The organism is Pseudomonas violetae (assembly GCF_023072615.1).
GTDB lineage: Bacteria > Pseudomonadota > Gammaproteobacteria > Pseudomonadales > Pseudomonadaceae > Aquipseudomonas > Aquipseudomonas violetae.
The window spans coordinates 461430-484685 of record NZ_JAKNRW010000001.1 but is presented as its reverse complement, the minus strand read 5'-3'; the positions used below and the strand labels follow the sequence as shown (position 1 = coordinate 484685).

General features: G+C 57.3%; 17 protein-coding genes. All 17 read left to right on the top strand.

Annotation, left to right across the window (positions count from 1 at the left end; genetic code table 11):
- The first annotated feature begins 360 nt into the window (after window positions 1-360).
- The 17 genes from ltrA (at window position 361) to L9059_RS02175 (ending at window position 23089) form a co-directional block, all read left to right on the top strand.
- On the top strand, window positions 361-1782 hold the full coding sequence (gene ltrA, locus L9059_RS02255) for a group II intron reverse transcriptase/maturase (RefSeq protein ID WP_247286804.1): 1422 nt from the start codon (window positions 361-363) through the stop codon (window positions 1780-1782).
- A 383-nt stretch (window positions 1783-2165) separates the two neighbouring features.
- Window positions 2166-3365: a CaiB/BaiF CoA transferase family protein gene (locus tag L9059_RS02250; protein WP_247286802.1), complete on the top strand. Its 1200-nt coding sequence runs from the start codon at window positions 2166-2168 to the stop codon at window positions 3363-3365.
- A gap of 3 nt (window positions 3366-3368) precedes the next feature.
- On the top strand, window positions 3369-4292 hold the full coding sequence (locus tag L9059_RS02245; RefSeq protein ID WP_247286800.1) for a hydroxymethylglutaryl-CoA lyase: 924 nt from the start codon (window positions 3369-3371) through the stop codon (window positions 4290-4292).
- Complete coding sequence (locus tag L9059_RS02240) at window positions 4285-5268, top strand: beta propeller repeat protein (protein ID WP_247286799.1); 984 nt, start codon at window positions 4285-4287, stop codon at window positions 5266-5268. The genes L9059_RS02245 and L9059_RS02240 overlap by 8 nt, the downstream gene beginning before the upstream one ends.
- Window positions 5265-7664, top strand: a complete 2400-nt coding sequence (locus L9059_RS02235) for an efflux RND transporter permease subunit (RefSeq protein ID WP_247286797.1) — start codon at window positions 5265-5267, stop codon at window positions 7662-7664. Before L9059_RS02240 ends, L9059_RS02235 begins: the two co-directional genes overlap by 4 nt.
- Window positions 7615-9357, top strand: a complete 1743-nt coding sequence (locus L9059_RS02230) for a DUF1302 family protein (RefSeq protein ID WP_345894246.1) — start codon at window positions 7615-7617, stop codon at window positions 9355-9357. Before L9059_RS02235 ends, L9059_RS02230 begins: the two co-directional genes overlap by 50 nt.
- Window positions 9358-9374: 17 nt before the next feature.
- A complete protein-coding gene (locus tag L9059_RS02225; protein WP_247286794.1) occupies window positions 9375-10631 on the top strand; it encodes a DUF1329 domain-containing protein in 1257 nt (418 codons plus the stop codon).
- A gap of 71 nt (window positions 10632-10702) precedes the next feature.
- The gene (locus L9059_RS02220) at window positions 10703-12769 is read left to right on the top strand and encodes a hydantoinase/oxoprolinase family protein (RefSeq protein ID WP_247286792.1); all 2067 of its coding nucleotides are present in this window, start codon (window positions 10703-10705) and stop codon (window positions 12767-12769) included.
- 5 nt (window positions 12770-12774) lie between these two features.
- The gene (locus L9059_RS02215; RefSeq protein ID WP_247286789.1) at window positions 12775-14628 is read left to right on the top strand and encodes a hydantoinase B/oxoprolinase family protein; all 1854 of its coding nucleotides are present in this window, start codon (window positions 12775-12777) and stop codon (window positions 14626-14628) included.
- Window positions 14629-14637: 9 nt separating this feature from the next.
- Window positions 14638-15228, top strand: a complete 591-nt coding sequence (locus L9059_RS02210) for an isochorismatase family protein (protein ID WP_247286787.1) — start codon at window positions 14638-14640, stop codon at window positions 15226-15228.
- Window positions 15212-15592, top strand: a complete 381-nt coding sequence (locus L9059_RS02205; RefSeq protein ID WP_247286785.1) for a hypothetical protein — start codon at window positions 15212-15214, stop codon at window positions 15590-15592. The genes L9059_RS02210 and L9059_RS02205 overlap by 17 nt, the downstream gene beginning before the upstream one ends.
- 39 nt (window positions 15593-15631) lie before the next feature.
- Window positions 15632-17047, top strand: a complete 1416-nt coding sequence (gene leuC / locus L9059_RS02200) for a 3-isopropylmalate dehydratase large subunit (RefSeq protein ID WP_247286777.1) — start codon at window positions 15632-15634, stop codon at window positions 17045-17047.
- 2 nt (window positions 17048-17049) lie between these two features.
- A complete protein-coding gene (leuD, locus tag L9059_RS02195) occupies window positions 17050-17688 on the top strand; it encodes a 3-isopropylmalate dehydratase small subunit (protein WP_247286776.1) in 639 nt (212 codons plus the stop codon).
- A gap of 49 nt (window positions 17689-17737) precedes the next feature.
- Window positions 17738-19600, top strand: coding sequence for a sigma 54-interacting transcriptional regulator (locus L9059_RS02190; RefSeq protein WP_247286775.1), 1863 nt, complete (start codon window positions 17738-17740; stop codon window positions 19598-19600).
- Entirely contained in the window at window positions 19597-20616 is a 1020-nt protein-coding gene (locus L9059_RS02185; protein WP_247286774.1) for a zinc-dependent alcohol dehydrogenase family protein, read from the top strand. Before L9059_RS02190 ends, L9059_RS02185 begins: the two co-directional genes overlap by 4 nt.
- A gap of 221 nt (window positions 20617-20837) precedes the next feature.
- Window positions 20838-21263 carry a RidA family protein gene (locus tag L9059_RS02180; protein WP_247286773.1) on the top strand — a complete coding sequence of 142 codons (426 nt, stop codon included), beginning with the start codon at window positions 20838-20840 and terminating at the stop codon, window positions 21261-21263.
- Window positions 21264-21316: 53 nt separating this feature from the next.
- A complete protein-coding gene (locus L9059_RS02175; protein WP_247286772.1) occupies window positions 21317-23089 on the top strand; it encodes an acyl-CoA dehydrogenase C-terminal domain-containing protein in 1773 nt (590 codons plus the stop codon).
- The last annotated feature ends 167 nt before the right edge of the window (window positions 23090-23256 follow it).

The window sequence follows — 23256 nt, the reverse complement described above, 5'->3', positions numbered from 1 at the left end:
TTGGAGGTGAAAGTCCTCTACACACCCGGCAAGGGGAAGTGTTAGCCAGAGGCAAGGGTGTCGCGGGTGACCGCGAATCTGAAGGAAGCCCGAGGCAAAATGCTGGCCTGACGAACAGGAAGCGGATGAGGCGGTGCAGCGGGGTAAGGTAGCCAAAATTGCCAAAGCCCAATACTTGCACGGAACGCTACGACGTAGATCCGACAGGCATAAGCAGGAAGGTCGCGCGAATTACCCTGGGAGATCTGTGCGCTTGCCGGTGTGCTACCGAGCGTCGTGAGACGACGGAATGAGCGCGCAGAAGTCAGCCGAAGCCGTAGTAAGTGGCGGTTAACCGCGTCACCAAGGGCCGAACAGGTTATGCCGCCAGTAGGCGTCAGAGTCTCGTTGAATACCGAAATGCAGAAATTTCTCCCAGAGAAGACTGTTACTCCGAGTCCCGGACAGAATCCGAGGATGACGGCTGGCAGCGCACAGGTATCAGCGGCGTCTGTGACGTGGACGAACGCGGAGCCGGACACGCTGATGGAGCGGGTGCTTGCACCCGCCAACCTCAAGCGTGCGTATCAACGCGTGGTCAGCAACAAGGGCGCACCGGGTGCCGATGGCATGACGGTCGACGAGTTGGCGGATTACGTGAAACAGTATTGGCCGATCCTCAAGACTCGGTTGCTGGCCGGCGAGTATCACCCGCAAGGTGTACGCGCCGTCGACATCCCCAAACCCAAAGGCGGAACACGGCAACTGGGTATTCCCTGCGTCGTGGATCGCCTGATCCAGCAGGCTCTGCTGCAACAGCTCACGCCGATCTTCGACCCACTGTTCTCGGATTACAGCTACGGTTTTCGTCCGGGCAGAAGCGCTCACCAAGCCATCGAAACAGCCCGTGCCCACGTGGCAGCGGGTCATCGCTGGTGCGTGGAACTTGATCTGGAGATGTTCTTTGATCGGGTCAACCACGATGTATTGATGGCGTACATCGAGCGTCAAATCGAAGACAAGCGGGTGCTCACGCTGATCCGTCGCTATCTCGAAGCGGGAACGATGTCAGGTGGACTCGTCAGCCGACGGCAGGAAGGGACGCCGCAAGGCGGCCCCCTCTCGCCGTTGCTGTCGAACATCCTGCTCAACGAACTCGACCGCGAGCTGGAACGGCGGGGGCATCGCTTCGTGCGTTATGCCGATGATGCGAACATCTATGTGCGCAGTCGTCGCGCTGGCGAACGGGTGATGGCTGGTGTTAAACGTTTCCTGAGCCGGCGCCTGAAACTGACGTTGAACCGGGAAAAGAGCCGCGTGGCACGGCCTTGGGTCTGTGATTACTTGGGCTATGGGATGAGCTTGCATCGCCAGCCGAGGTTAAGAGTGGCGACGATGAGCCTGAGTCGCTTACGCGACCGACTCAGAGATCTGCTGCGTGGAGCGCGGGGTCGAAAGTTGTCGGATGTCATCGAGCAACTAAACCCTGTACTGCGCGGTTGGGCTGGCTACTTCAAGCTCAGTCAGAGCAAGCGCCCCCTTGAGGAGCTGGACGGCTGGGTGCGCCACACACTTCGCTGCATGCTCTGGCGCCAATGGAAGCAGCCCTCAACCAGGGCGCGTAACCTGATGCGTCTGGGGATCGACGAAGGACGCGCTCGTAGATCGGCGTCCAATGGGCAGGGCCCTTGGTGGAACTCGGGAGCGTCACATATGAATCAGGCGTTGCCGAAGAAGCTGTGGGATCGACTCGGTTTGGTCTCGATACTGGATACGATAAACCGGCTTAGCCGTGTAACCTGAACCGCCGTATACGGAACCGTACGTACGGTGGTGTGAGAGGACGGCGGATGTAAATCCGCCTCCTACTCGATCCTGCACACCTCGTTGTGCAGGGCAATAAAACGCGGGCGGTGACGCGCGACGATTTGACGCTAGGCGCACGCAGCGACGTGTTTGATCCGACTTATGCCATGCCAAGAGCGGCATAACGCTGAACTGCCATTTGTGCAGAATGGAATAGTTTTTTCAGGTTGCAATTAAATACTTTTTATAGGGCGCTTAGTTACGTCACTAATATTAGATAAAATCATATAAATCAATCACTTGTATTTTTTTTAAAGAGTTGGCAAGGCCCTTGCTATCTCTCTTGTGCGGGTAATTCTAATAAGTACAAGAGAGTGATCATGAGCAAACCTCTAGAGGGGATTCGCATCCTCGATCTGACCCATATGCTGTCCGGACCTTACGCCGGAATGATCCTGGCTGATCTTGGCGCGGAAACAATCAAGGTTGAGCCATTGACTGGCGAAGGGACCCGAGCCTTGTTAGCCAAGGATCCTCGGCATTCGTTCAAGGGCATGGGGGCTTATTTTCTTACCCTTAACCGCAATAAGCAAAGCGTCTGCATCGACCTGAAAACCGAGCAAGGTCTCGCTGTTTTCCACGACCTGGTTCGCAAAGCCGATGTGGTGCTGGATAACTTCAGTGCGGGCGTTCCGCAGAAGCTGAAAATCGACTACCCCCATCTCAAACTAATCAATCCCAAGATCATTACCTGTTCGGTGTCCGGCTTCGGCCAGGACGGCCCCAACTATATGCGCCCAGCATTTGATCAGGTGGTGCAGGGCATTGGTGGGGGTATGTCCATCACCGGCGATAACGCTGATACCCCGACCCGCGCCGGCATCCCGATTGGGGATTTGGGTGGCGGCATGTTCGCTGTGATGGGGATCCTTGCCGCGCTGCAAGCACGCCACAGCAAAGGGCATGGTCAACACGTCGACATCAGCATGCTCGACTGCCAGATCAGCATGCTTAATTACATGGCCACCATGTATTTCCTCAGCGGCGTAAATCCTGAGCCGCTGGGCAACAGCCACTTTGTGCATGTACCGTACAACACCTACCGCACCTCTGACGGTTTCATCATCGTGGCGGTGATCTTCGACAGCTTCTGGGACAACCTGATTAGCTTGTTCGATGTCGAGGCACTGAAAGACCCTAAATACAAAACCCAACCGGGTCGTTTGGCTGACAAGAAGCTGATTGACGACATCCTGAGTGAGTTGTTCGCCACGAACAACACCGCGTATTGGGTTGAGCAGTTGTCTTCGATGCGGGTGCCATGTGCCCCGGTCAACCGCTTCAGCGATGCACTGTCGGACCCGCAAGTGCGTCACCGCAAAATGGTCGTGGATATCCCTCATCCCGAAGGTGGCTCGATTGAGGCACCCGGCAACCCGATCAAACTTTCCGCAGACAGCGAAGAGAGCTTCAGTGCGCCACCTCTGTTGGGTGAGCACACCGAAGCCGTACTTAAGCGTGTGCTGGGTTACGGCCCAGGGCGCATTGCCGAGCTGAAGAATCAACGGATTGTGGGGTGAGCCATGAACGACTTTGTCACCGTTAATGAAGTAGGCCCGCGTGACGGGCTGCAAAGCCAAGGCAAAATCCTCAGCATTGAAGAACGCTTGTTGATGATCAATGCCCTGCTGGCCAGTGGTATTCGCAGCATTGAAGTGGGCAGTTTCGTCTCGCCCAAAGCCGTGCCGCAAATGGCCGGCACTGGCGAGCTGTTCGGTCAGTTACCGATGACTGAGGTGGTGGCTTACTCGGCACTGGTGCCGAACATGCGCGGTTACGAACTGGCCCTGGCGGCCGGGGCAAAATCGATTGCGGTGGTGCTCTCGGCCACCGAAACCATGAATCAGCGCAACATCAATATGAGTCTTGAGCAGTCCACTGCGGTGTGCGCCGAGTTGCTGCAACGAGCGCGTGAAGATGGCATCGAAGGTCGTGCCTATGTGGCCGTGGCGTTCGAATGTCCCTTTGAAGGGCTAACCCCAGCGCGGGTTGTTGAGTCCTTGACCCTACGCATGCTGGAAGCCGGTGCGCGCAAGGTGATCGTCGCCGATACCATTGGTGCGGCTAACCCAAAAAGTGTGCGCGATGTGCTCGGCAGCCTGATCGGACTGGATTCCGCGAGCATGCTCTCTTGCCATTTCCATGACACCCGCGGCATGGCGTTGGCCAACGTGCTGGCCGCGTTAGAGCTGGGGGTGCGCGAGTTCGACAGCTCCATCGGCGGCTTGGGTGGTTGCCCGTTCTCGCCGGGTGCGACCGGTAATCTGGCCACCGAAGATTTAGTCCTGATGCTCCACAGCATGGGCCTGCGCAGCGGCATTGAGCCACTGGCGCTGGTGGTTACCGTGCAGCGGATACAGGCCTTGGCCGGTGTGCCGTTGGGCGGGCATGCGTTCCGCTGGTTGCAGCGCCAAGCCAGCAAGCCGCAGGAGGCCGTCCATGTTTAGCCGCCTGCTGGAATGGGTCTTTCGTCTGGCGCCGTGGATTGTGATCGGCGGCCTGGCGTTTGCCGCTGTATTTATCAAGCCCTCGGTTAATCCGGTACCGCTGGATCAACCGTTGCTTGAGCACCGCGATGCCTTCTTTGATGGCGCGGCACTCGGCGAGCGCCTGTGGATTGTTGGCCAAAACGGTGCCTTGCTCTCCAGTAAGGATGCCGGCGGCCATTGGCTGCGTGAAGAATTACCCGGCCGCCGCAACCTGCAATCGATTGCCGTCTCTGATAAGGGCCGGCAGGTGGTGGTAGGCAACGAAGGTCGTGTGTGGACACGGCAAGATGCTGAGCCTTGGCAGAGTCAGCAGCTGTTGGTCTCGGACTTGGCGGGCAAGCTGAGCAGCGTGAGCTTTATCAATGGCTACTTCTGGGCTGTGGGTGAAATGGGCGCGCTGTTTCGTAGCGATGCCGACGCGGCTAAGTGGCAAGCCATGGGCTCTGGCGACGATGTGAACTTCAACAGTATCCGTGCTGGCGTTGACGGCGACCTGTGGATCACAGCGGAGTTCGGTCGCCTGCTGCGCAGCCGTGATGACGGGCGCACCTGGACCACCCAAGAGTTGGGCAGTGAAAGCCTGCGCGCCTTGGTGTTCGACGGGCGCACTGGCGTCGCTGTGGGCAACCAAGGCCAAGCCTTTATCACTCAGGACGGCGGCGACAGCTGGAAAACGTTGCCCTCATTCACCCGTGAGCATTTGTTCGACATCAGCGTGCACAACGGCCAGTGGATCACCACAGGCGACCGTGGCGCCTTGTTCCATACCCAAGACCCCACGGGTACTTGGCGTAGTTGGGCTCCGCAAGGGCTCGACAAGAGCTATCACAGCCGTCTGCTCGACACCGCTGATGGTGTGGTGCTGATCGGCCATCAACTCGGCTTGCTGCGCCAGGACGACCTGCAAATCTGGCCTCGGGAGCAACAACAATGAATGTCGCAAAGAATTTTGTTGCGCGCCTTTCACTGTGGGCGATCCGTAATCGCTTGCTGGTGTGCATGGTGGTTGGCCTGATCACCCTGGGCTTTGCTATCAGTCTGACCAATCTGGATATCCGCACCCGCTTCAGTGACATGGTTCCCCATGACCATCCGTATGTGAAGGTGCATCAGAAATACCAAGACAGCTTTGCCGCCAGTAATCGCGTGACCATTTTGGTCAAGGCTAAAGAGGGCGACATTTTCCGTGATGACGTGCTTGGTGAAGTGCGCCGGATCACCTACGACCTGCAACAGGTCGAAGGTGTTAACCCGATGCAGATCACCTCGCTGGCATCGAAGAAGCTCAAGCGGATTAACGCCTCCAGTGAAGGCATTGAAACCCGTCCGTTGATGTGGCCGAACCTGCCGCAAAACCCGCAAGAAATGCTGGAGTTGCGTAAGGCTGTGCTGAATAACCCGCTGGTTTACGGCCTGTACGTTGACCGTGAGTTAGGCTCAGCGCTGATCCAGGTCGACTTCTACGACCACCTGGTGGACTACGCGAAGATCTTCCCGCAGATCGAGGCCATCCTCGAAGCCTCGCCGGTTAAAGATGTCGTGAGCCTGCACCTGGTGGGCGAGCCGATTCTGTATGGCTGGGTGGCGCATTACCTCGGTGAAACCGTGGGTATTGCCCTGTTGTCGCTGGTCGCCATGTTGATTCTGCTGTTCGTGTTCACTCGCACTTGGCGCGGTACGTTGTTGCCGCTGATTGCAGGCAGTGTTTCGGCTATCTGGGCGCTGGGGTTAGGTAGCTTGCTGGGCTACAACTTCGATCCGCTGGTGATTGTGGTGGCGTTCATCATCACCGCCCGAGCGTTTTCTCACTCGGTGCAGTTGATAACTCGCTTCGATGACTTGGCGGTGGGTGAGTCCATCGAGCCGAGCAAGGCCGCTGAGCAAACCATGCGTGAGCTGTTCCGTCCGAGCATGCTGGGGCTGTACGCCGACGCTGGGGCGATTCTATGTGTCATTCTCACGCCGATTCCGCTAATGCACAAAGTGGCAATCATTGGTGCAATCTGGGTGATGACCATTGCTGTGTCGGCGGTCCTGCTGACGCCTGCGTTGCTGTCCTACGTGAAACGCCCCGAAGGCTATGTGCATCCGGTTAACCTCGACGGTTTCATGCAGTTCTTCCTCAATGGCGCGAAGTCGTTGGTACTTAGTCGTGCGCGCTACTGGGTCGCACCGATCACCTTGGTGCTGATGTGCGGCTTTATGTTCGAGGCCACCAAGATCAACGTCGGTGATGCCAGTGATGGTTCGCCAATCCTCTGGCAAGACTCGTCTTTTAACCTCGACAGCGAACTGATCAACCGCCTGTATCCCGGCTCCGAGCAAATGTTTGTTGTGCTCGAAGGTAAAGAGCTGGATGCGATGAAAACGCCTGAGGTGCTCGACTGGATGCTGCGCTTCTCGCGCTACATGGAACGCCAGCCAGAAGTCGGCGGCACCGTGTCGCTGGCCGACATCGTTATCGACATTCGCCGCAACCTCTATGAAGGCAATCCTCGCTACGGCGAGCTGGGTGCCAGCCGCATGGAGAACGGTGAGCTGATCAGCTTCTACATGCAGGGCGCTGACCCGGATGACCTGACTCAGTTCTCCGATGTGCTGTTCCGTAATGCTGCGGTAACGCTGTTCTTCCGCGATCACAAGGGTGACACGCTGCGCAAGGCCACCCATTACGCCAACGAGTTCATTCGCGATAACCCGCTGCAAAGCGCGGACGTGAAGCTGGTAGGTGGCGTACTCGGCATCATCGCGGCGGTCAACGAGATCCTGCTCGGTGATCAGATCGAAGCCACGGCGCTGGCGTTACTGGTGGTGATTCTGTGCTGCTTGGTGGTGTACCGCTCTTCAGTCAGTGGGGTATTTTTCATCATCCCGGTGGTGATCTCCAACGTGGTGACCTTTGCCTTTATGGCTTGGCACGACATCGGTATGAGCATCAGCACCTTGCCGGTGGTGGCGCTAGGGATCGGCTTGGGGGTGGATTATGCCTTCTACATCGTCGATTCGATGAAGGAATACCTGGAGAAGTACCCCGCTGCCGAGCCTATTGATGCGGTGCTGCAATCGCTCGATTCCGCCGGACGTGGCGTACTGCTAACGGCCTTCACCCTGGCTGCTGGGGTGCTGCTCTGGTCGTTCTCTTCCCTTCGTTTTCAAGCGGAGATGGGCATGCTGATTGGCCTCTGGCTGATGGTCTCGGCACTGACCTCACTCTTCGTCATGCCTTCGCTTGTGCTGGTGTTCAAGCCGAAATTTATCTTTGAACACCGCCCAACGAAAGATGCCCAGAGTTGTGGGTGTAACCACCAACCTGAACACATCAGGAACTAAAAAAATGAGCGCAAAAAATAATAATAGAAGCGTGTGGTCTGGGAAAACGCCGCTCGCTTGCGCCGTCATGCTGGCGGGTCTAGGCATGCAAGCGAATGCCCAAGCAGATGAGGATTTTTTTTCTGATTGGGAGGCAAGCGGTTATGTTCGCGAGCACTTGTCATGGAACCTGGAAAACCCTTACGTGATGGATACCAATGACCCTAATGGGCTGGTTGGTGCCAAACGCAAGGGCAACTATCGCTACGGCCTGTCGATGGCGCGTACCACTCTTAAACTTAACCTGTTCAAGAATTTTGGAACTTCGCAGTTCAATATCTCTGGGCGCGTAGCTCGCGAGGTTGAAACCAACTATCTGAAAGACTTGCAAGAGTCGATGGATGGTAACGCTGCGTCGGACCTCTTCAGTAATCGCAGCAAATCGTCGGTCAACCTGATGGATGACGTCTACAACACCGAAGAAATTCGCGAGTTGTGGTGGCAGACCGAGGTGACTCCAACCACCACGCTGAAACTGGGCAAGCAGCAAGTGGTCTGGGGTGAGACCGACTTCTTCCAGTCAATGGATGTGGTGCATGGCTACGACATGCGCATTCGTTCGTTCCTGGAGCCGGAAAACGAAGATGTGCGTAAGCCGCTGTGGATGGTCAACGTCATGGAGCGCTTCGACAGTGTCGATGGCACTATGCAAATGTTGTTCATCCCTGGCGCAATGAACCGCGCAAGCGATCGCGGCAACAGCTATGACTTGGATGGCGGTCGTTGGGCAAATAACCCGAACAAAGGTATTACCTTTGAATCGGCGCCCTTCGGCGCAGATGTACCTTATAACTACGACCATAAGTCAGCTGACATGGATGACGCGTCGTACGGTTTGCGCTGGAAAGGCATGCAAGGGGAGTGGGAGTACTCGTTGGGCTGGTTCCATGGTCCGTCGCTTAACCCCGTTATTAACTCCAACCCGAACAACCCCTTGGGTGTCGGTGACTCGGTAACCGGGCGCACGTACGTCGGTCCTTACAAAGGCCAGTACCGCTCGGATCCGAGCTCTACCGTAGGCGAGCTGATCTTCCCGTTTGTTGATGTGTTCGGCGTGACGGCCAATCGTTACGTCTCGTCGTTGGATGCGGTGTTCTCCACCGAGATTTCCTACATTCCGGATTCGACCTACAACATCGGGGTTAAGTCAGGTGAGGAGGGTGGCTGTTCGTTCTTCCCAGGCTTCTGCGGGATTATCGAAAAAGACGTGTTGAAGTCCATGGTCCGCTTGGACAAACAACTTGCCCTGCAGAACTACCTGGGCACCAGTCGCCCATCGTTCTTCTCGGCGCAGTTGTTTAACACCTGGATCACCAACTACGAGCGTGACGATGAGGTGGTCAACAGCGCAGGCTTTAGTGGCCGCACCAAAGAGTTTTCAACCATCGCCACCGCCATCCTGGCAACCAACTACGACAACGATCGTATCAATCCGAGCTTGGCACTCGGTACCGACCTGACCTACGGCGGCAGCTTCGTAGTGCCAAGCGTTGAGTTTGCCTATGGTAACAATTGGCGCGTGCGGGTTGAAGCTGACTTGTTCTTCAACGATGAGCGGCAGAAGCGGGCTCTTACCGGTTTCAACAACACCAACCTGTTTGGTTACTTCGACGGCAACGATCAGCTTGCTATCCGTACGACCTACCAGTTCTGATGCAGGAGATAAAAATAATGACATTCCTCAAAAATCACCTTGTCACATCACTGGCCCTGACCTTGTCGGTCACGCTGGCGGCCCAGGCCGCAGAGTTGAAGCCGGGTACGCGGATCGATGCCAAAAGTCTGTCTCAGCAAATGGGCGATACCTTTGAAGGTCACACCATCAAGGATTTGCTGACAGACCGCATGCAGATCCTGATCAAGGACGAAGGCCTGGCCATCATCCTTAAAGCCTCTACGCCGATCGTGTTAGGCCGTGATTACATGGCCGCAACTAAAGCCAACGAAGGCAAAGCGGTATACAACCATGACACCCGTCAGGTTGAGGGTTGGATTGCAGGTATTCCGTTTCCTAACGTCAGCCAGGACGATCCAGACGCTGCTGAAAAGCTGATGTGGAACCACCACTACGCTCAGCCGACCAAAAACCTGCAGGACTATCCACAGTTTGGCTACCTGTTCCTCAACGATAAAGTCGGTCTGGAGCGTCGTCAGGAGTGGGCGTTTAAGCGTTATTACATGAAGGGCCGTTTGGGCACCGATAAAGCCGTCGAAGGCGATGGCACTATCCTCACCAAAACCCTGTTGTACGCAAACTTTCCCAACGATATCCGTGGTCTGGGACTGTTTACCCTGCGTTACGACTCGCCAAAATTGGAAGACTCTTGGGCTTACGTGAAGTCGGTACGGCGTACTCGTCGTCTGTCTGGCGGCACCTGGATGGACCCGATTGGTGGTACTGACCAGCTCAGTGATGACATCGAAATCTTCAACGCCCACCCAACCTGGTACCCGAACTACAAACTGCTGGGTAAGCGCTGGGTACTCGCTGTGGCTAACACCGAAGGCGAAACCTGGAACCAAAAGGCTACCGGCAATGCTGAGTTTCCGGTTATCGACTTAGACAACGCACCGCACTGGAACCCCAAAGCCAATTGGGAACCTCGTGAAGTCTGGGTGATCGAGGCCACCACGCCACCTGAACACCCGTACAGCAAGAAGGTCATGTACATGGACACCCAGTTCCCGCGCTTCTATCAGGCTGAAGCCTATGACCGCAAAGGCCAGTTCTGGAAGTGGATGAACTACAACCTTAAAAGCATTAAGACCGAAGATGGTGATGTCGGGATCGTTTCAGCGGCGGGCTTCACCATCGACTACCAGCGCCGTCATGGCACGGTGTTTGTTCTAGGAGGGCCACGTCTGAATACCGCCGGTATTACGGCAGATGATGTAAACCTGCGCGAACTCGAAAAAGCCGCGCGCTAGGCTGAATAAACCGGGGTGCTCGCACCCCGGCCCAGATGCACAACAACACTAAGAAAGTGCTTGGAGGCAACATGAGTTTTCGTTTAGGTGCTGATGTGGGCGGTACGTTTACCGACCTGCTCCTGATTAACGACGTGACGGGTGACAGCTATACCGCCAAGGTGCCTTCCACCCCGCACAACCCCTCGATTGCCGTACTCAATGGCATTGAGAAAATCTGTCATACGTCGGGCGTTGATCCGTCCGAAATCCGTTCGGTAATGCACGGCACCACGGTGGCCACCAACGCCATCCTGACCCGTCGCGGCGCCAAGGTTGGCTTGGTCACCACCAAGGGCTACAAGCAGGTGCTGCACATTGCCCGTTCATTTGTGCCAGGCGGCCTGGGCGGCTGGGTGAGTTTCAATAAGGGCGAGTTGCTGGCCCCGCTGGAGATGACGGTTGAAGCCGATGAGCGCATGGATACCAATGGCGCCGTGGTGCGTGAACTGGACCGCGAAGCGATTCGTGGCGAGCTGATCAAGCTTAAAAACGCCGGCATTGAAGCCCTTACCATCAGCTTGATTAACGCCTACGCTAGTGGCGCACACGAACAGGCCATCCACGAGATTGCCCGCGAAGTGATGCCAGAAATCCCCGTGTCACTGTCTTCCGAAGTCGTCCCTGAGATGCAGGAATACGAGCGCACCGAAACCACCGTGGTGAACAGCTATGTGCGCCCACAAGTGGCTAACTATTTGGAACACCTGCAGGGTGAGCTGAGCAAGCGTCTGCATCCGGATGTGCAGTTGTCCATCTTGCGCTCCGACGGTGGCCTGGCCACCAGCCAATCGGCGGCCAGCACGCCGGTTAACCTATTGCTGTCTGGCCCGGCGGGTGGTGTAGCCGGGGCTATTTGGTTCTGCTCGCGTGGTGGCTTCAGCAAGGTACTGACCTTCGACGTAGGCGGTACGTCCACCGACGTGGCCTTGATCGATAACAACCAAGCGCGCATTCGCCGCGAAACCCGTGTGGGTGATGTGGCGGTACGTGCGCCGTCGGTTGACGTGCGCACCATCGGCGCTGGTGGCGGCTCCATGGCCTCGGTGCCGGAGCTGACCAAAGCCCTGCGTGTTGGTCCAGAAAGCGCTGGTGCGGTGCCGGGCCCTGCGGCCTATAACAAAGGCGGCACCGTGGCCACCGTAACCGATGCCAACGTGGTGCTCGGTTACCTGCCGGCCGAACAGAAGCTCGGTGGCGATTTCCAGGTGCGTAAAGACCTGGCAACTATTGCCGTCCAAGCCACAGCTGATGCCATGGGCGTGTCGTTGTTCGAAGCCGCTGAAGGCATCGTGCGCATCGCCAACGAACACATGTTCGGTGCGCTGCGCTTAATTAGCGTGGAGCAGGGTTACGACCCGCGCGACTTCGCCTTGTGCGGTTTTGGTGGTGCCGGTCCGTTGCATGCCAACGCCCTGGGTATCTTGATGAATGCGTGGCCGGTGATCATTCCGCCAGGCCCAGGTGTGTTGTGCGCCTACGGCGATGCCACCACCCGTATTAAAGATGAAGCCTCGCGTTCGCTTGTACGTCGCCTCAGCGACATGAGCGTGGAAGAAGTTGGGCAGATCCTGCAGCAGTTGGGTGACAGTGTGCGTAGCTCGCTGGCCTCGCAGAACATCCCGGCCGAGGTGCAGCAACTGACCTGGCAGGCTGATGTGCGTTATCAGGGCCAAGCCCTGCTGCTGAGCCTGGATATCGATCCAGAGCTGTTGGCCAAAGACGGCATGCGAGCTATCACTGCAGCGTTCGACGCCGAGCATGAGCAGCTGTTCACCTTTGCTCTGAACGAGGCCCATGAGCTGGTCAACCTGCGGGCCATCGCCCGTGCACCGCGCCCGGAAATTACCGAGCGTGCCTTCGAAGGTGCTGGTAGCAGTCTTGGCGAAGCGCAAGTGGGCGAGACCTCAGTGCATTACGCCGGTCAGAACTACCGCGCGGCGCTGTATGCGCGCGGCAAGCTGAGCCCAGGTTTGGTTGTGCCCGGCCCGGCCATTGTTATGGAAATGGACTCCACCACCCTCGTCCTTCCAGGTTACGAAGCGGCAGTAGACCGCGTCGGCAACTTGTTGATCCGCCCGCTGGGCCATCAGGAGTAAGCGTTATGGTTGCGCGAATCAAACAAGAAAATAGCAATCCATTCCAGCGGCTAGACGTCGATGGCATCACCATCGACATCGTAGAAAACGCCCTGGGTAACGCCCGTAATGAAATGGACGCTGTGCTCTTTCGCACCGCCATGAGTCCGGGTATCCGCGAGCAGGGCGATGCCTTCCCGATGATCGCCACCAGCGATGGCAAGATGATCGTTGGCCAGTTCGGCTCGTTCATCAGCGGCTTTCTGCGCAACTACGAGGGTGAGATCGAAGAGGGTGATGTGTTCCTCACCAACGACCCTTACCTGTGCGAAGGCGCCGTCAGCCACCTGCCGGACTGGCTGGTGCTAATGCCGATTTTCAAAGACGGCCGAGTGATTAACTACGCCGCAATGTTCGGTCACATGTCTGATGTGGGTGGCAAGGTGCCGGGCAGTTTGCCGACCAACGCCAGCTCCATTTGGGAAGAGGGCATCCGCATTCCGCCGGTGAAGTTGTATCGCCGTGGCGAAATGAACAGCGACATGCTCGACGTGATTTTGCACAACGTACGCATGCCGCGCTGGAACCGCTCCGACCTCAACGCCATCGTTGCCGCATGCCGCACGGCGAGCAAGCGCTGTATCGAACTGGCCGAACGCTTTGGCGATGATGTGTTCTTCAGCGCCCAGCAAGAAATGCTTGATCGCACTCACCGCGCGATGAAAGAAGTGATTGTCCGCGTGGTGCCTGAGCATCGCCAAGAGTTTGAAGATTACATCTGCGACGACGGCGCCGGTCTTGGCCCTTATACCTTGCGTTGCGCGCTGTGGCGTGAGGGCGACAAGGCCATCTTCGACTTCGAAGGCACCGACCCGCAGGCGCCTTCCTCGGTTAACTTTTACCTCAACGAGGAGATGTTCAAAATCTTCTTTGGCGCGTTGACCATCAGCCTGTTCGACCCGGCAATCTTGCTCAACGACGGTTTCTACGACCTGGTTGAAGTGCGTATTCCGCAGGGCTCGATTCTCAAGCCGAACTTCCCCGCGGCGCTGTCGTGCCGTACCCATTTGCTTGGGCGGATTTTCGACATGATGGGAGGTCTATTGGGCCAGGGCACACCGCAGGCGATGAACGCTGCCGGCTTCTCTGACTCACCGCACTTTATGTACTCAGGCTACGACCAGCAGGGCGAGTGGTTCCAGCTGTTCCAGATTGGCTTCGGTGGCATCCCCGGCCGACCAGCCGGCGATGGCCCGGATGGTCACTCGCTGTGGCCAGGCTTCACTAATGTGCCTAACGAGTTCGTGGAAGCATACTTTCCGCTGCGTATCGAAGCCTACGAAACTCTCACCGACTCCGGTGGCGCGGGTTTACATCGCGGTGGTAACGGCCTGCGTGTGGCTTACCGCCTGCTGGTGGATGGCGAAGTGTCGATCCACGATGACCGCTGGTTGACCTACCCATGGGGCGTTAACGGTGGTGCGCCGGGTGAGCGCAGCCGTAAAGAGCTGATCCGCGCCGATGGCAGCCGGCAAATGCTGCCGGCCAAGTGCGACAACGTTCAAGTTAAAGCCGGCGACCTGGTGCTATTCGACACCTGGGGTGGTGGTGGTTGGGGTGATCCGCTGCTGCGTGATACCGCGCATATCCTTAGCGATATTCGCAAAGGTCTGGTCAGCGAAGACGGTGCGCGCCGTTATGGCGTAGTGATTAACAACGGTGAGTTGGACCAGCACGCAACATTGGCCTTGCGCGAAAAAATGGCCAGCGAGCGCGGTGAAATTCAGCTGTTCGACCGCGGCGGTACGTTGGAAGAGCTCAAGGCCCGTTGTCTGGCTGAAACCGGCTTGCCAGCACCTACTACACCGTCCTGGACCTGAGGAGCTGCTATGTCTCTGGATTCTCGCACCCTGTCCCCGGCCCAGCGCTATGCGCTGGTGCTGGTTGACCTCTCCGTGGGGTTTACCGACCCCCTGAAAAGCCCCCTGGCCAGTGAGTGCATTGGGGTGGTTGAGGCCAATCGTAAGCTTCTAGCGGCGTTTCGCAGCCGCGGTTTGCCGGTAATTTTCACCACTGTAGCCTACGACAAGCCTTCGCAGGCACGGGTTTTTCGCGAAAAAATCCCGGCGCTGAACGTGCTGGTTGCGGGCTCTGAGCTGACTGAAATCGACTCGCGCGTAGCGCCCATGGACGGCGAGCCGGTGTTGGTGAAGTTCTGGGCCAGTGGTTTTTTCGGTACCGATCTGGCGCAGCGTCTGCGTGGCATGGGCGCTGATGGGGTGATGATCACCGGCCTGACCACCAGTGGGTGTGTGCGCGCCACGGTGCTCGATGCCTTGCAAAACGAGTTTCGCGTGATCGTACCGGAGCAGGCGGTGGGTGATCGTGATGCGCAAGCGCATCGTGCCAACCTGCGAGATCTGCAGATTAAATACGCCGATGTGCGTGATCTGGATGATTGCCTTGCGCTGCTGGGTTAGTGCGTTGTTGCTGCTTGCCGTCGCCGGTTGTTCGGCGACGGCACCCAGTAACCACCCGGCGCCAATCACACGGGTAATCAGTGGTGAGCGTTGTGACGTGTTCGTCGAGGCCTGGGTCGGTCATTTTCAGGCCAACGTAGCCAAACTCGACGGTCAGCAAACGGCGTCTCTCAGTCACGAACTCAAGCAAGCCCGTCAGGCGTTGAGCGCTTCCGGGCAGGATGAAGCGTCCTGTCAGTTACCGTTGTGCATCATTCAACCTAAAGAGGGTGGTCGTCTGGATAGCTACTGTGGCTATCGTGTGGCCGACCCTTCCGGCGACGAATTGTACCGCTGGGTGCCCTGGGTACCAGGCAGGCGTTAACAAAATCAAAATCATAAGCTAATTGCCGAGGTAATCACCGTGGGAGCACAAACGCTCTACGACAAGCTCTGGGATATTCACCGGGTTGAGGAGTTGCCCGATGGATCGACATTGCTTTATATCGACCGCCACCTGTTGCATGAAGTGACCTCGCCGCAGGCGTTTTCTAATCTGCGTTTGGCTCAGCGCAAGCCTTGGCGCGTTGACACCAGCCTGGCGACCCCTGATCACAACGTGCCGACCCTCAGCCGTGAGCAAGGCATTAACGGTATTACTGACCATATCGCCCGGCAGCAGATTGCCGTGCTGGAAAGCAACAGCCGCGAGTTCAATATTCCGCTGTTTGCGCTCGACGACATCCGCCAAGGTATCGTTCATGTGGTTGGCCCCGAACAGGGGTTGACCCTGCCAGGTATGACCTTGGTCTGCGGTGACTCGCACACTGCTACCCATGGCGCGTTCGCGGCTCTGGCTCATGGCATTGGCAGCAGCGAAGTCGAGCATGTGCTGGCTACGCAAACGCTGCGTAGCCGCAAGTTGAAGAACTTCCGCATTCGCGTTGAAGGTCGTCTGGTTCTGGGGGTGAGCGCCAAAGACGTCGCCCTTTACATCATCGGGACGATTGGCTCCGCGGGTGGCAGTGGCCATGCGCTCGAGTTTTGTGGCCCCACCATCGATGCGATGTCGATGGAGGCGCGCATGACGCTGTGCAACATGAGCATCGAGGCCGGCGCGCGTGTTGGTTTGATTGGCTATGACAGCGTTACCGAACAGTACGTGCGCGGTCGTCCATTAGCGCCGAATGCAGCGCAATGGGATGCTGCTGTCGACTACTGGCGTACCACTTTACATTCGGATGCTGATGCGCAGTTTGATCAAGAGTTAGTGATTCAGGCTGAAGACATCGCGCCACAAGTGACCTGGGGTACCTCGCCGGAAATGGTCATGCCGATCAATGGCCGGTTACCGACGCTGGGCATGGCCCGTGATGCCTTGCAACGCCAGGACTGGGAACGTGCGCTGGCCTATATGGACCTGCAGCCCGGCCAAGCCTTGGCAGGTTTGCCGCTGGACCGTATCTTTATTGGCTCGTGCACCAATGCCCGTATCGAAGATTTACGCGCTGCTGCGGAAGTGCTGCGTGGCCGGCGTGTGCACGACCGTATTAGTCAGGCGCTAGTGGTGCCAGGTTCCGGATTGGTGCGCATGCAGGCCGAACGAGAAGGGCTTGATCGCATCTTCAAAGATGCCGGTTTTGAATGGCGCTCCCCTGGTTGCTCGATGTGCTTGGGTATGAATGCCGACCGACTTAGCCCGGGCGAGCGCTGCGCCGCGACCTCTAACCGTAACTTTGAAGGGCGACAGGGCAAAGGTGGGCGCACCCATTTGGTATCTCCGGCCATGGCCGCCGCTGCTGCGGTAGCGGGTGAATTAACCGACCTTAGGAGCCTGTGACTATGCAGCCGCTGATTATCCACCGGGGCACAATTATTCCGCTAAATCGTGCCAACATCGACACCGATATCCTGTTGCCTAAGCAGTATTTGAAGAGCCTTGAGTCCACTGGCTTTAGCAATTTCTTGTTTGACGACGAGCGGTACCTTGATCCGGGCGAAATTGACACGCCCATCGCTACACGCCGTGAAAACCCTGCGTTCATTCTCAATCAGCCGGTTTATCGGGAAGGCAGCGTGGTGCTCGCGCAAGCTAACTTCGGTTGTGGCTCCAGTCGTGAACATGCGGTATGGGCGCTGCGCGATTTCGGCGTATGTGTGGTGATCGCTCCGAGCTTCGGGGATATCTTCCGCAATAACTGCTTCAACAACGGCGTATTGCCGCTGCAGATAGAGCAATCTTTAGTGGACGCCTTGTTCGAGCAGGCTGAGGCCCAGCCCGGCTTACAGGCCGAAGTGGATGTGGCGCAGCGGTTGCTTTCGGTAGGTTCAGGGGTATGGTGTTTTGACCTTGATGATGGGCGCTGCCAGCGCCTGCTCAAGGGGCTTGATGAGGTAGGAGAAAGCCTGCAATACGCAGCGAAAATAAACGCGTACGAAGAAAGCCGTCGGCTTACTGAGCCTTGGTTGTTTCGTAGCTGAGCTTTGCTCCCAGCCTGAACATAATAAAAATAAGTGGGGTTAATAAACCGTGGAATTCGCCAACGCGGAGCTCGAACGAGTCCGGATCTGCCTGATCGGCAACTCGAAATTAAGCCAAGTGGTACACAGCCTGATCCCTGAGTTCGAGGCGCTAGCTCACATCACCATTATTGATAACGTTTTCAATGATGCGGTCAAAGCCGCGCGTGATTTGATTGAGCGTCAGCAGGTTGATATTTTTATCAGCGCTGGCGCTAACGCCTTTTACTTACAAGACACTTTGCCGATACCGGTACTGGCCCTCAAGGTGGAGCAGGCTGACCTAATCCAGGCCGTCATCACGGCGCGACGTATTTCATCAAAAATTCTTTTACTGAACTACGAACGACAGGAAGTTAACGTCGAATTAATGAGTCTGTTCGACGGTGTTGAACTGACTCGCCACACCTACAGCACTGCGGAGCACGCCAAAGAAATTTTCCACAGATTGCGCAACGAAGGCTTTGGTGTGGTGATCGGCACCAGCTATGCCTGTGATCTAGCTGATCATGCGGGGTTACAGTCGGTATTGCTGTATTCGCGTGAGTCGTGCCGTAACTTGATACGCAAGGCCATCCGCCATGCGGGTCAACACAAACGTGATATGCAACAGAGCGCCATCAGTCAGTTTCTTTTGGAGCAAAGCCAGCAACCGCAGTTATTGACCAACCGCAGTGGTCGGTTGGTGGCATGGAACACGGCGGCTGCAGCGCTTATTCCCAGCATTGCGCGTCGGCGGCGGTTAGATGGTCTGCTTGATAACAAAATAATCGAAGCTCAGGTGCTGCATGCTGAAGGGTTGCTACTGGGCGAGCGTCTGTGCAGCCTGAACAAACAGCCTTTTGAACTCCAGGGCGAGTTGGTCGGCTTTCTTTACAGCTTTCAGCTCAGCCCGGTGGCGGTGCCTCAGGATGACGGTCGGCGTTTGGTATTCCAGTCCAGCCGCATGGCCGAAGTACAAAATCAGTTGATCGTTTATGGTGCCACGCCTGGTACGGTGCTTGTTCGCGGCGAAACAGGCACTGGTAAGGAACTGGCCGCACGCCAGGTGCATGTTTCCAGCGCGAACGCCCAAGGGCCGTTTGTGGCGATTAACTGCGCTGCTATCCCGGCAGAGCTGTTTGAGTCGGAGCTGTTCGGTTACGCCGACGGTGCCTTTACCAGCGCCAAAAGCGGCGGTAAATCCGGTCTGTTAGAAAGCGCTAACAATGGCACCTTCTTCATGGACGAAATCAATTCCCTGCCGCTTCCCCAGCAAGCAAAACTACTGCGTGTGCTGCAAGAGCGCGAGGTCAGCCCAGTGGGCGCACGCCGCTCGATTCCGTTGAATATTAAGTTTGTCGCGGCCTGTAACGTCGATCTGATGGAAGAAGTGCATGCCGGTCGTTTCCGCGAAGACCTCTACTACCGCATCAGCACCTTTGCCGTGCATATCCCGCCCCTGCGTGAGCGGGTTGAAGATATTCCGTTGTTGGTCAGTTACCTAATGCGCCGAGAAAGCCAGCGCTATGGCCTAGACGTTGAACCCGATGCCTTGATCAAAGGCGTGGGGACTGCATTCCGTCGTTACCACTGGCCTGGCAACGTACGACAGTTGGAAAACGTGGTAGAGCGTTTGATTGTTTCGCAGCGACTCTACGGCAGCTGTGAAGCGCTGCTGGAAGCCCTGCCACGAGTTATTCCAGAGCTTTACGCGCCGCCCAACGAAAGTGAGGGCGTTGGCCATTTGCATCACGTTGAGCAGGAAGAAATCGTCAAGGCGCTGCAATTATTTGGTGGTAACAAAAGTATGGCGGCCGAATACCTGGGTATCAGTCAGACCACGCTTTGGCGCCGTCTTAAACGCTTACGGAACAATGAGGTTCAGTCATGAAAGCCTGGCAAACCACCCCCCCCTTTGGTCTCGATGCACTCCGTTTGATCGAGCTGCCGCGACCGATCCCTGGCCCTCATCAAGTGTTGATAAACATGAAGGCGGTGGCGCTCAATTATCGTGACCTGGAAATGGCCAATGGCACCTACCAAGGTCAAGCGCAGCACGCCTTTATATTGGCTTCTGACGGCGCAGGCGAGGTGGTTGAAGTAGGCGCTGATGTTACTGGCTTTGCACCAGGCGATCGGGTAATCGGCTGCTTTTGGCAAGGTTGGGAGGCTGGCCGTTTGGGCGATAATCTTAGTGCATTGCCGTTGGGTGGGCCGCTCGACGGTATGCTCAGCGAGTACGTGGTGTTGGATGAGCGCGGTGTAGTGGCTTGCCCGGTACATCTGTCGTGGGAAGAGGCTGCCACACTACCCTGCGCAGCACTTACCGCTTGGCAGGCACTGGTGACAGAAGGCCAAGTAAAGGCCGGAGACTGGGTGTTGGTTCAGGGCTCGGGCGGGGTTTCGCTGTTTGCTTTGCAGTTTGCCCTGCTGCACGGCGCGCGTGTGATAGCGACCTCTAGCCAAGACGACAAGTTGCAGCGTTTGGCCGAGTTGGGTGCCACCGGATCGATCAATTACCGGCTCACGCCTAACTGGCACGAGCAGGTGATGGCGATTACCGCCGGCTACGGTGTCGACCATGTACTCGAAGTAGGCGGGCCAGGCAGCTTCGTGCAATCGCTGCAGTCTCTGCATTCAAGTGGGCAGGTCAATGCGATTGGCTACCTAGGCGGTCAACAGGGGGAGATCAACCCGTTGTTGATCTTGCAGCGTAATGCGCGCGTGCGCGGCATTGCAGTTGGCCCGAGGCAATCGTTTGAAGCCATGAACCGAGCCATCAGTGCCAGCACCATGCGTCCGTTGATTGACAGTGTGCATGATTGGCTGGATTTGCCCAAAGCGTTGGCTCATCTGCAATCAGGAAAGCATTTTGGCAAGGTGGCTTTACACATCAGCCCCGCCTGACTTTTATCCCATCCCTCCATTGCTCTCGAACATTAGTGCGTTTTGTATGACAGCTAAAAGCAGTTCAATGTATTTGCGCACACGTAAGTGCACTGCCCAATGTTGGTCCGCTCTGCGCAGCACGCAGCAGGTAGTTGTCAGCGATGTTTGCCGTTAGGAATAGGCGGCTTATCAGTGTTGACGAAACCTAAGTCAGATTCATGGTCTAGCAGGAGAAAGCTATGCAGCCTCGAATTGCAGGAATGCAGCGTGTGTATACCGAACCAGATCCATTTGAACCCTTCGCTATTTCCCAGGCGGTTGCAGTGGGTGGCTGGTTGTTTGTGTCTGGGCAGGCTGCTTTGGATCAAGAGGGGGCCGTAGTCGGGCAGGGCGATTTCCGGCAGCAGGCCGAGTGTGCTTTTGCCAGCCTTGAGCGGGTGCTCAAGGCTGGAGGATCAGGGCTGGAGGATGTCGTTAAGGTCACGCTGTTTCTAACTGACATGCGCCACTTGCCTGAAGTAGTGGAGCTGCGCCGTCGATTTTTTCGGCCGCCTTATCCGGCGGATAGCATTGTTGAGGTTAACGCGTTGGCTTTACCCGACTTGATGTTTGAAATCGAGGCCATTGCAGTAATTGGTGCTGGAGCTGGTAAATCAACTAGCTAAGGCCACCCCATACCACCCACTCGCCTGATGCGAGAAAATAATGAGCCGTATTTATGCCTGAATACAACGCCCCGCTGCGCGACCTGCGCTTCGTCCTCCATGAAGTGTTCGACGCCCCGAGCCTATGGGCTCGCCTGCCGGTACTGGCTGAAACCGTCGACGCCGATACTGCCGATGCCATTCTGGAAGAAGCCGCCAAGGTGACTGGCGGCCTGATCGCACCGCTCAACCGCAGCGGCGATGAAGAAGGCGCGCAATGGATTGCAGGCGATGTACGCACCCCGGCAGGCTTCAAAGAAGCCTATGCCACCTACATTGAAGGCGGCTGGGTCGGCCTGTCTGGCAACCCAACCTACGGCGGCATGGGCATGCCCAAGATGCTCGCCGTGGCATTTGAAGAGATGCTCTACGCCGCCGGCTCCAGCTTCGCTCTGTATTCGGCGCTGAGTTCCGGCGCGTGCCTGGCCATCGACGCGCACGCCAGCGAAGAGCTGAAAAATACCTACCTGCCGCCGATGTACGAAGGCCGCTGGGCCGGCTCAATGTGCCTGACCGAAGCCCATGCCGGCACCGACCTGGGCATCATCCGCACCAAGGCTGAACCGAAAGCCGACGGCAGCTACCAGATCAGCGGCAGCAAGATATTTATCACCGGCGGCGAGCAGGACCTCACCGAAAACATCATCCACCTGGTGCTGGCCAAACTGCCCGACGCCCCGGCGGGCGCACGCGGTATCTCACTGTTTCTGGTACCCAAGGTGCTGGTCAATGCCGACGGCAGCCTGGCCGCGCGCAACGCCTTGAGCTGCGGCTCGATCGAACACAAGATGGGCATCAAGGCCTCGGCCACCTGCGTGATGAACTTCGACGGCGCCACCGGTTACCTGATCGGCGAGCCGAACAAAGGCCTGGCGGCGATGTTCACCATGATGAACTACGAACGCCTGTCTATCGGTATCCAAGGCATTGGCTGCGCCGAAGCCTCCTACCAGGCGGCCCGCGACTACGCCCGCGAGCGCCTGCAAAGCCGCGCCGCCACTGGCCCAGAAGCCCAGGACAAAGCCGCCGACCCGATCATCGTGCACGCTGATGTGCGGCGCATGCTGCTGACCATGAAAGCCCTCACCGAAGGCGGCCGCGCGTTTGCCTGCTATGTCGGCCAGCAGCTCGACCTGAGCAAATTCAGCGACGACAACAGCGAACGCCAAACAGCCGAAACCCTGGTGGCCTTGCTCACGCCAGTGGCCAAGGCGTTCTTTACCGACACGGGATTGGACAGCTGCATCCATGGCCAACAGGTGTTCGGCGGCCACGGTTACATCCGCGAATGGGGCCAGGAGCAACTGGTGCGCGACGTGCGTATCGCACAGATCTACGAAGGCACCAACGGCATTCAGGCCCTCGACCTACTCGGGCGCAAGATCATCGGCAATGGCCGCGTCGCGCTGCGCCAGTTCACCCTGGAGATTCGCCGCTTCACCGAGCAGCCCGACGCGCCGTATGCCGCCGCTCTGCTGGATGCCGTTGAGCGCCTGGAACGCACCAGCAGCTGGCTGCAGGAACGTGCCGCGGGCAACCCACACGAAACCGGCGCAGCGTCGATGGAGTACCTGCACCTGTTCGGCTACACCGCCTACGCCTGGATGTGGGCGCGCATGGCCGCCGTGGCCCAGGCCAAGTGCAGCGAAGACGAAGTGTTTTACAGCGCCAAGCTGGCCACCGCCGAATTCTTCTTCGCCCGCCTGCTGCCGCGCATCCTGACCCTGGAAGCCAGCATTCGCGCAGGCAGCGACGCATTGTACGGCCTGCGCGCCGAGCAATTCTGACGCCAACCCGCCGCAGCCTGGCGGGAACTGCGAACACTGGTTGAGCGTTTGCGCGGCGTCCATTAAGGACGTTGCGTTTTTTATTTGAGTCGAGTCGTCAGTGATGCGGTACCACAAGCGAATCAACTCAAAGGTGCGCACCAGCAGTTTGCATAAAATCGTGCCAT

Bases quoted from the DNA above. Each gene is read 5' to 3' on its own strand.
- L9059_RS02185 (WP_247286774.1), top strand. From the start codon at position 19,597: ATGAAAGCCTGGCAAACCACCCCCCCCTTTGGTCTCGATGCACTCCGT.
- L9059_RS02245 (WP_247286800.1), top strand. From the start codon at position 3,369: ATGAACGACTTTGTCACCGTTAATGAAGTAGGCCCGCGTGACGGGCTG.
- L9059_RS02235 (WP_247286797.1), top strand. From the start codon at position 5,265: ATGAATGTCGCAAAGAATTTTGTTGCGCGCCTTTCACTGTGGGCGATC.
- ltrA (WP_247286804.1), top strand. From the start codon at position 361: ATGCCGCCAGTAGGCGTCAGAGTCTCGTTGAATACCGAAATGCAGAAA.
- L9059_RS02220 (WP_247286792.1), top strand. From the start codon at position 10,703: ATGAGTTTTCGTTTAGGTGCTGATGTGGGCGGTACGTTTACCGACCTG.
- L9059_RS02240 (WP_247286799.1), top strand. From the start codon at position 4,285: ATGTTTAGCCGCCTGCTGGAATGGGTCTTTCGTCTGGCGCCGTGGATT.
- leuD (WP_247286776.1), top strand. From the start codon at position 17,050: ATGCAGCCGCTGATTATCCACCGGGGCACAATTATTCCGCTAAATCGT.
- L9059_RS02250 (WP_247286802.1), top strand. From the start codon at position 2,166: ATGAGCAAACCTCTAGAGGGGATTCGCATCCTCGATCTGACCCATATG.
- L9059_RS02225 (WP_247286794.1), top strand. From the start codon at position 9,375: ATGACATTCCTCAAAAATCACCTTGTCACATCACTGGCCCTGACCTTG.
- L9059_RS02215 (WP_247286789.1), top strand. From the start codon at position 12,775: ATGGTTGCGCGAATCAAACAAGAAAATAGCAATCCATTCCAGCGGCTA.
- L9059_RS02180 (WP_247286773.1), top strand. From the start codon at position 20,838: ATGCAGCCTCGAATTGCAGGAATGCAGCGTGTGTATACCGAACCAGAT.
- L9059_RS02230 (WP_345894246.1), top strand. From the start codon at position 7,615: ATGCCCAGAGTTGTGGGTGTAACCACCAACCTGAACACATCAGGAACT.
- L9059_RS02210 (WP_247286787.1), top strand. From the start codon at position 14,638: ATGTCTCTGGATTCTCGCACCCTGTCCCCGGCCCAGCGCTATGCGCTG.
- L9059_RS02175 (WP_247286772.1), top strand. From the start codon at position 21,317: ATGCCTGAATACAACGCCCCGCTGCGCGACCTGCGCTTCGTCCTCCAT.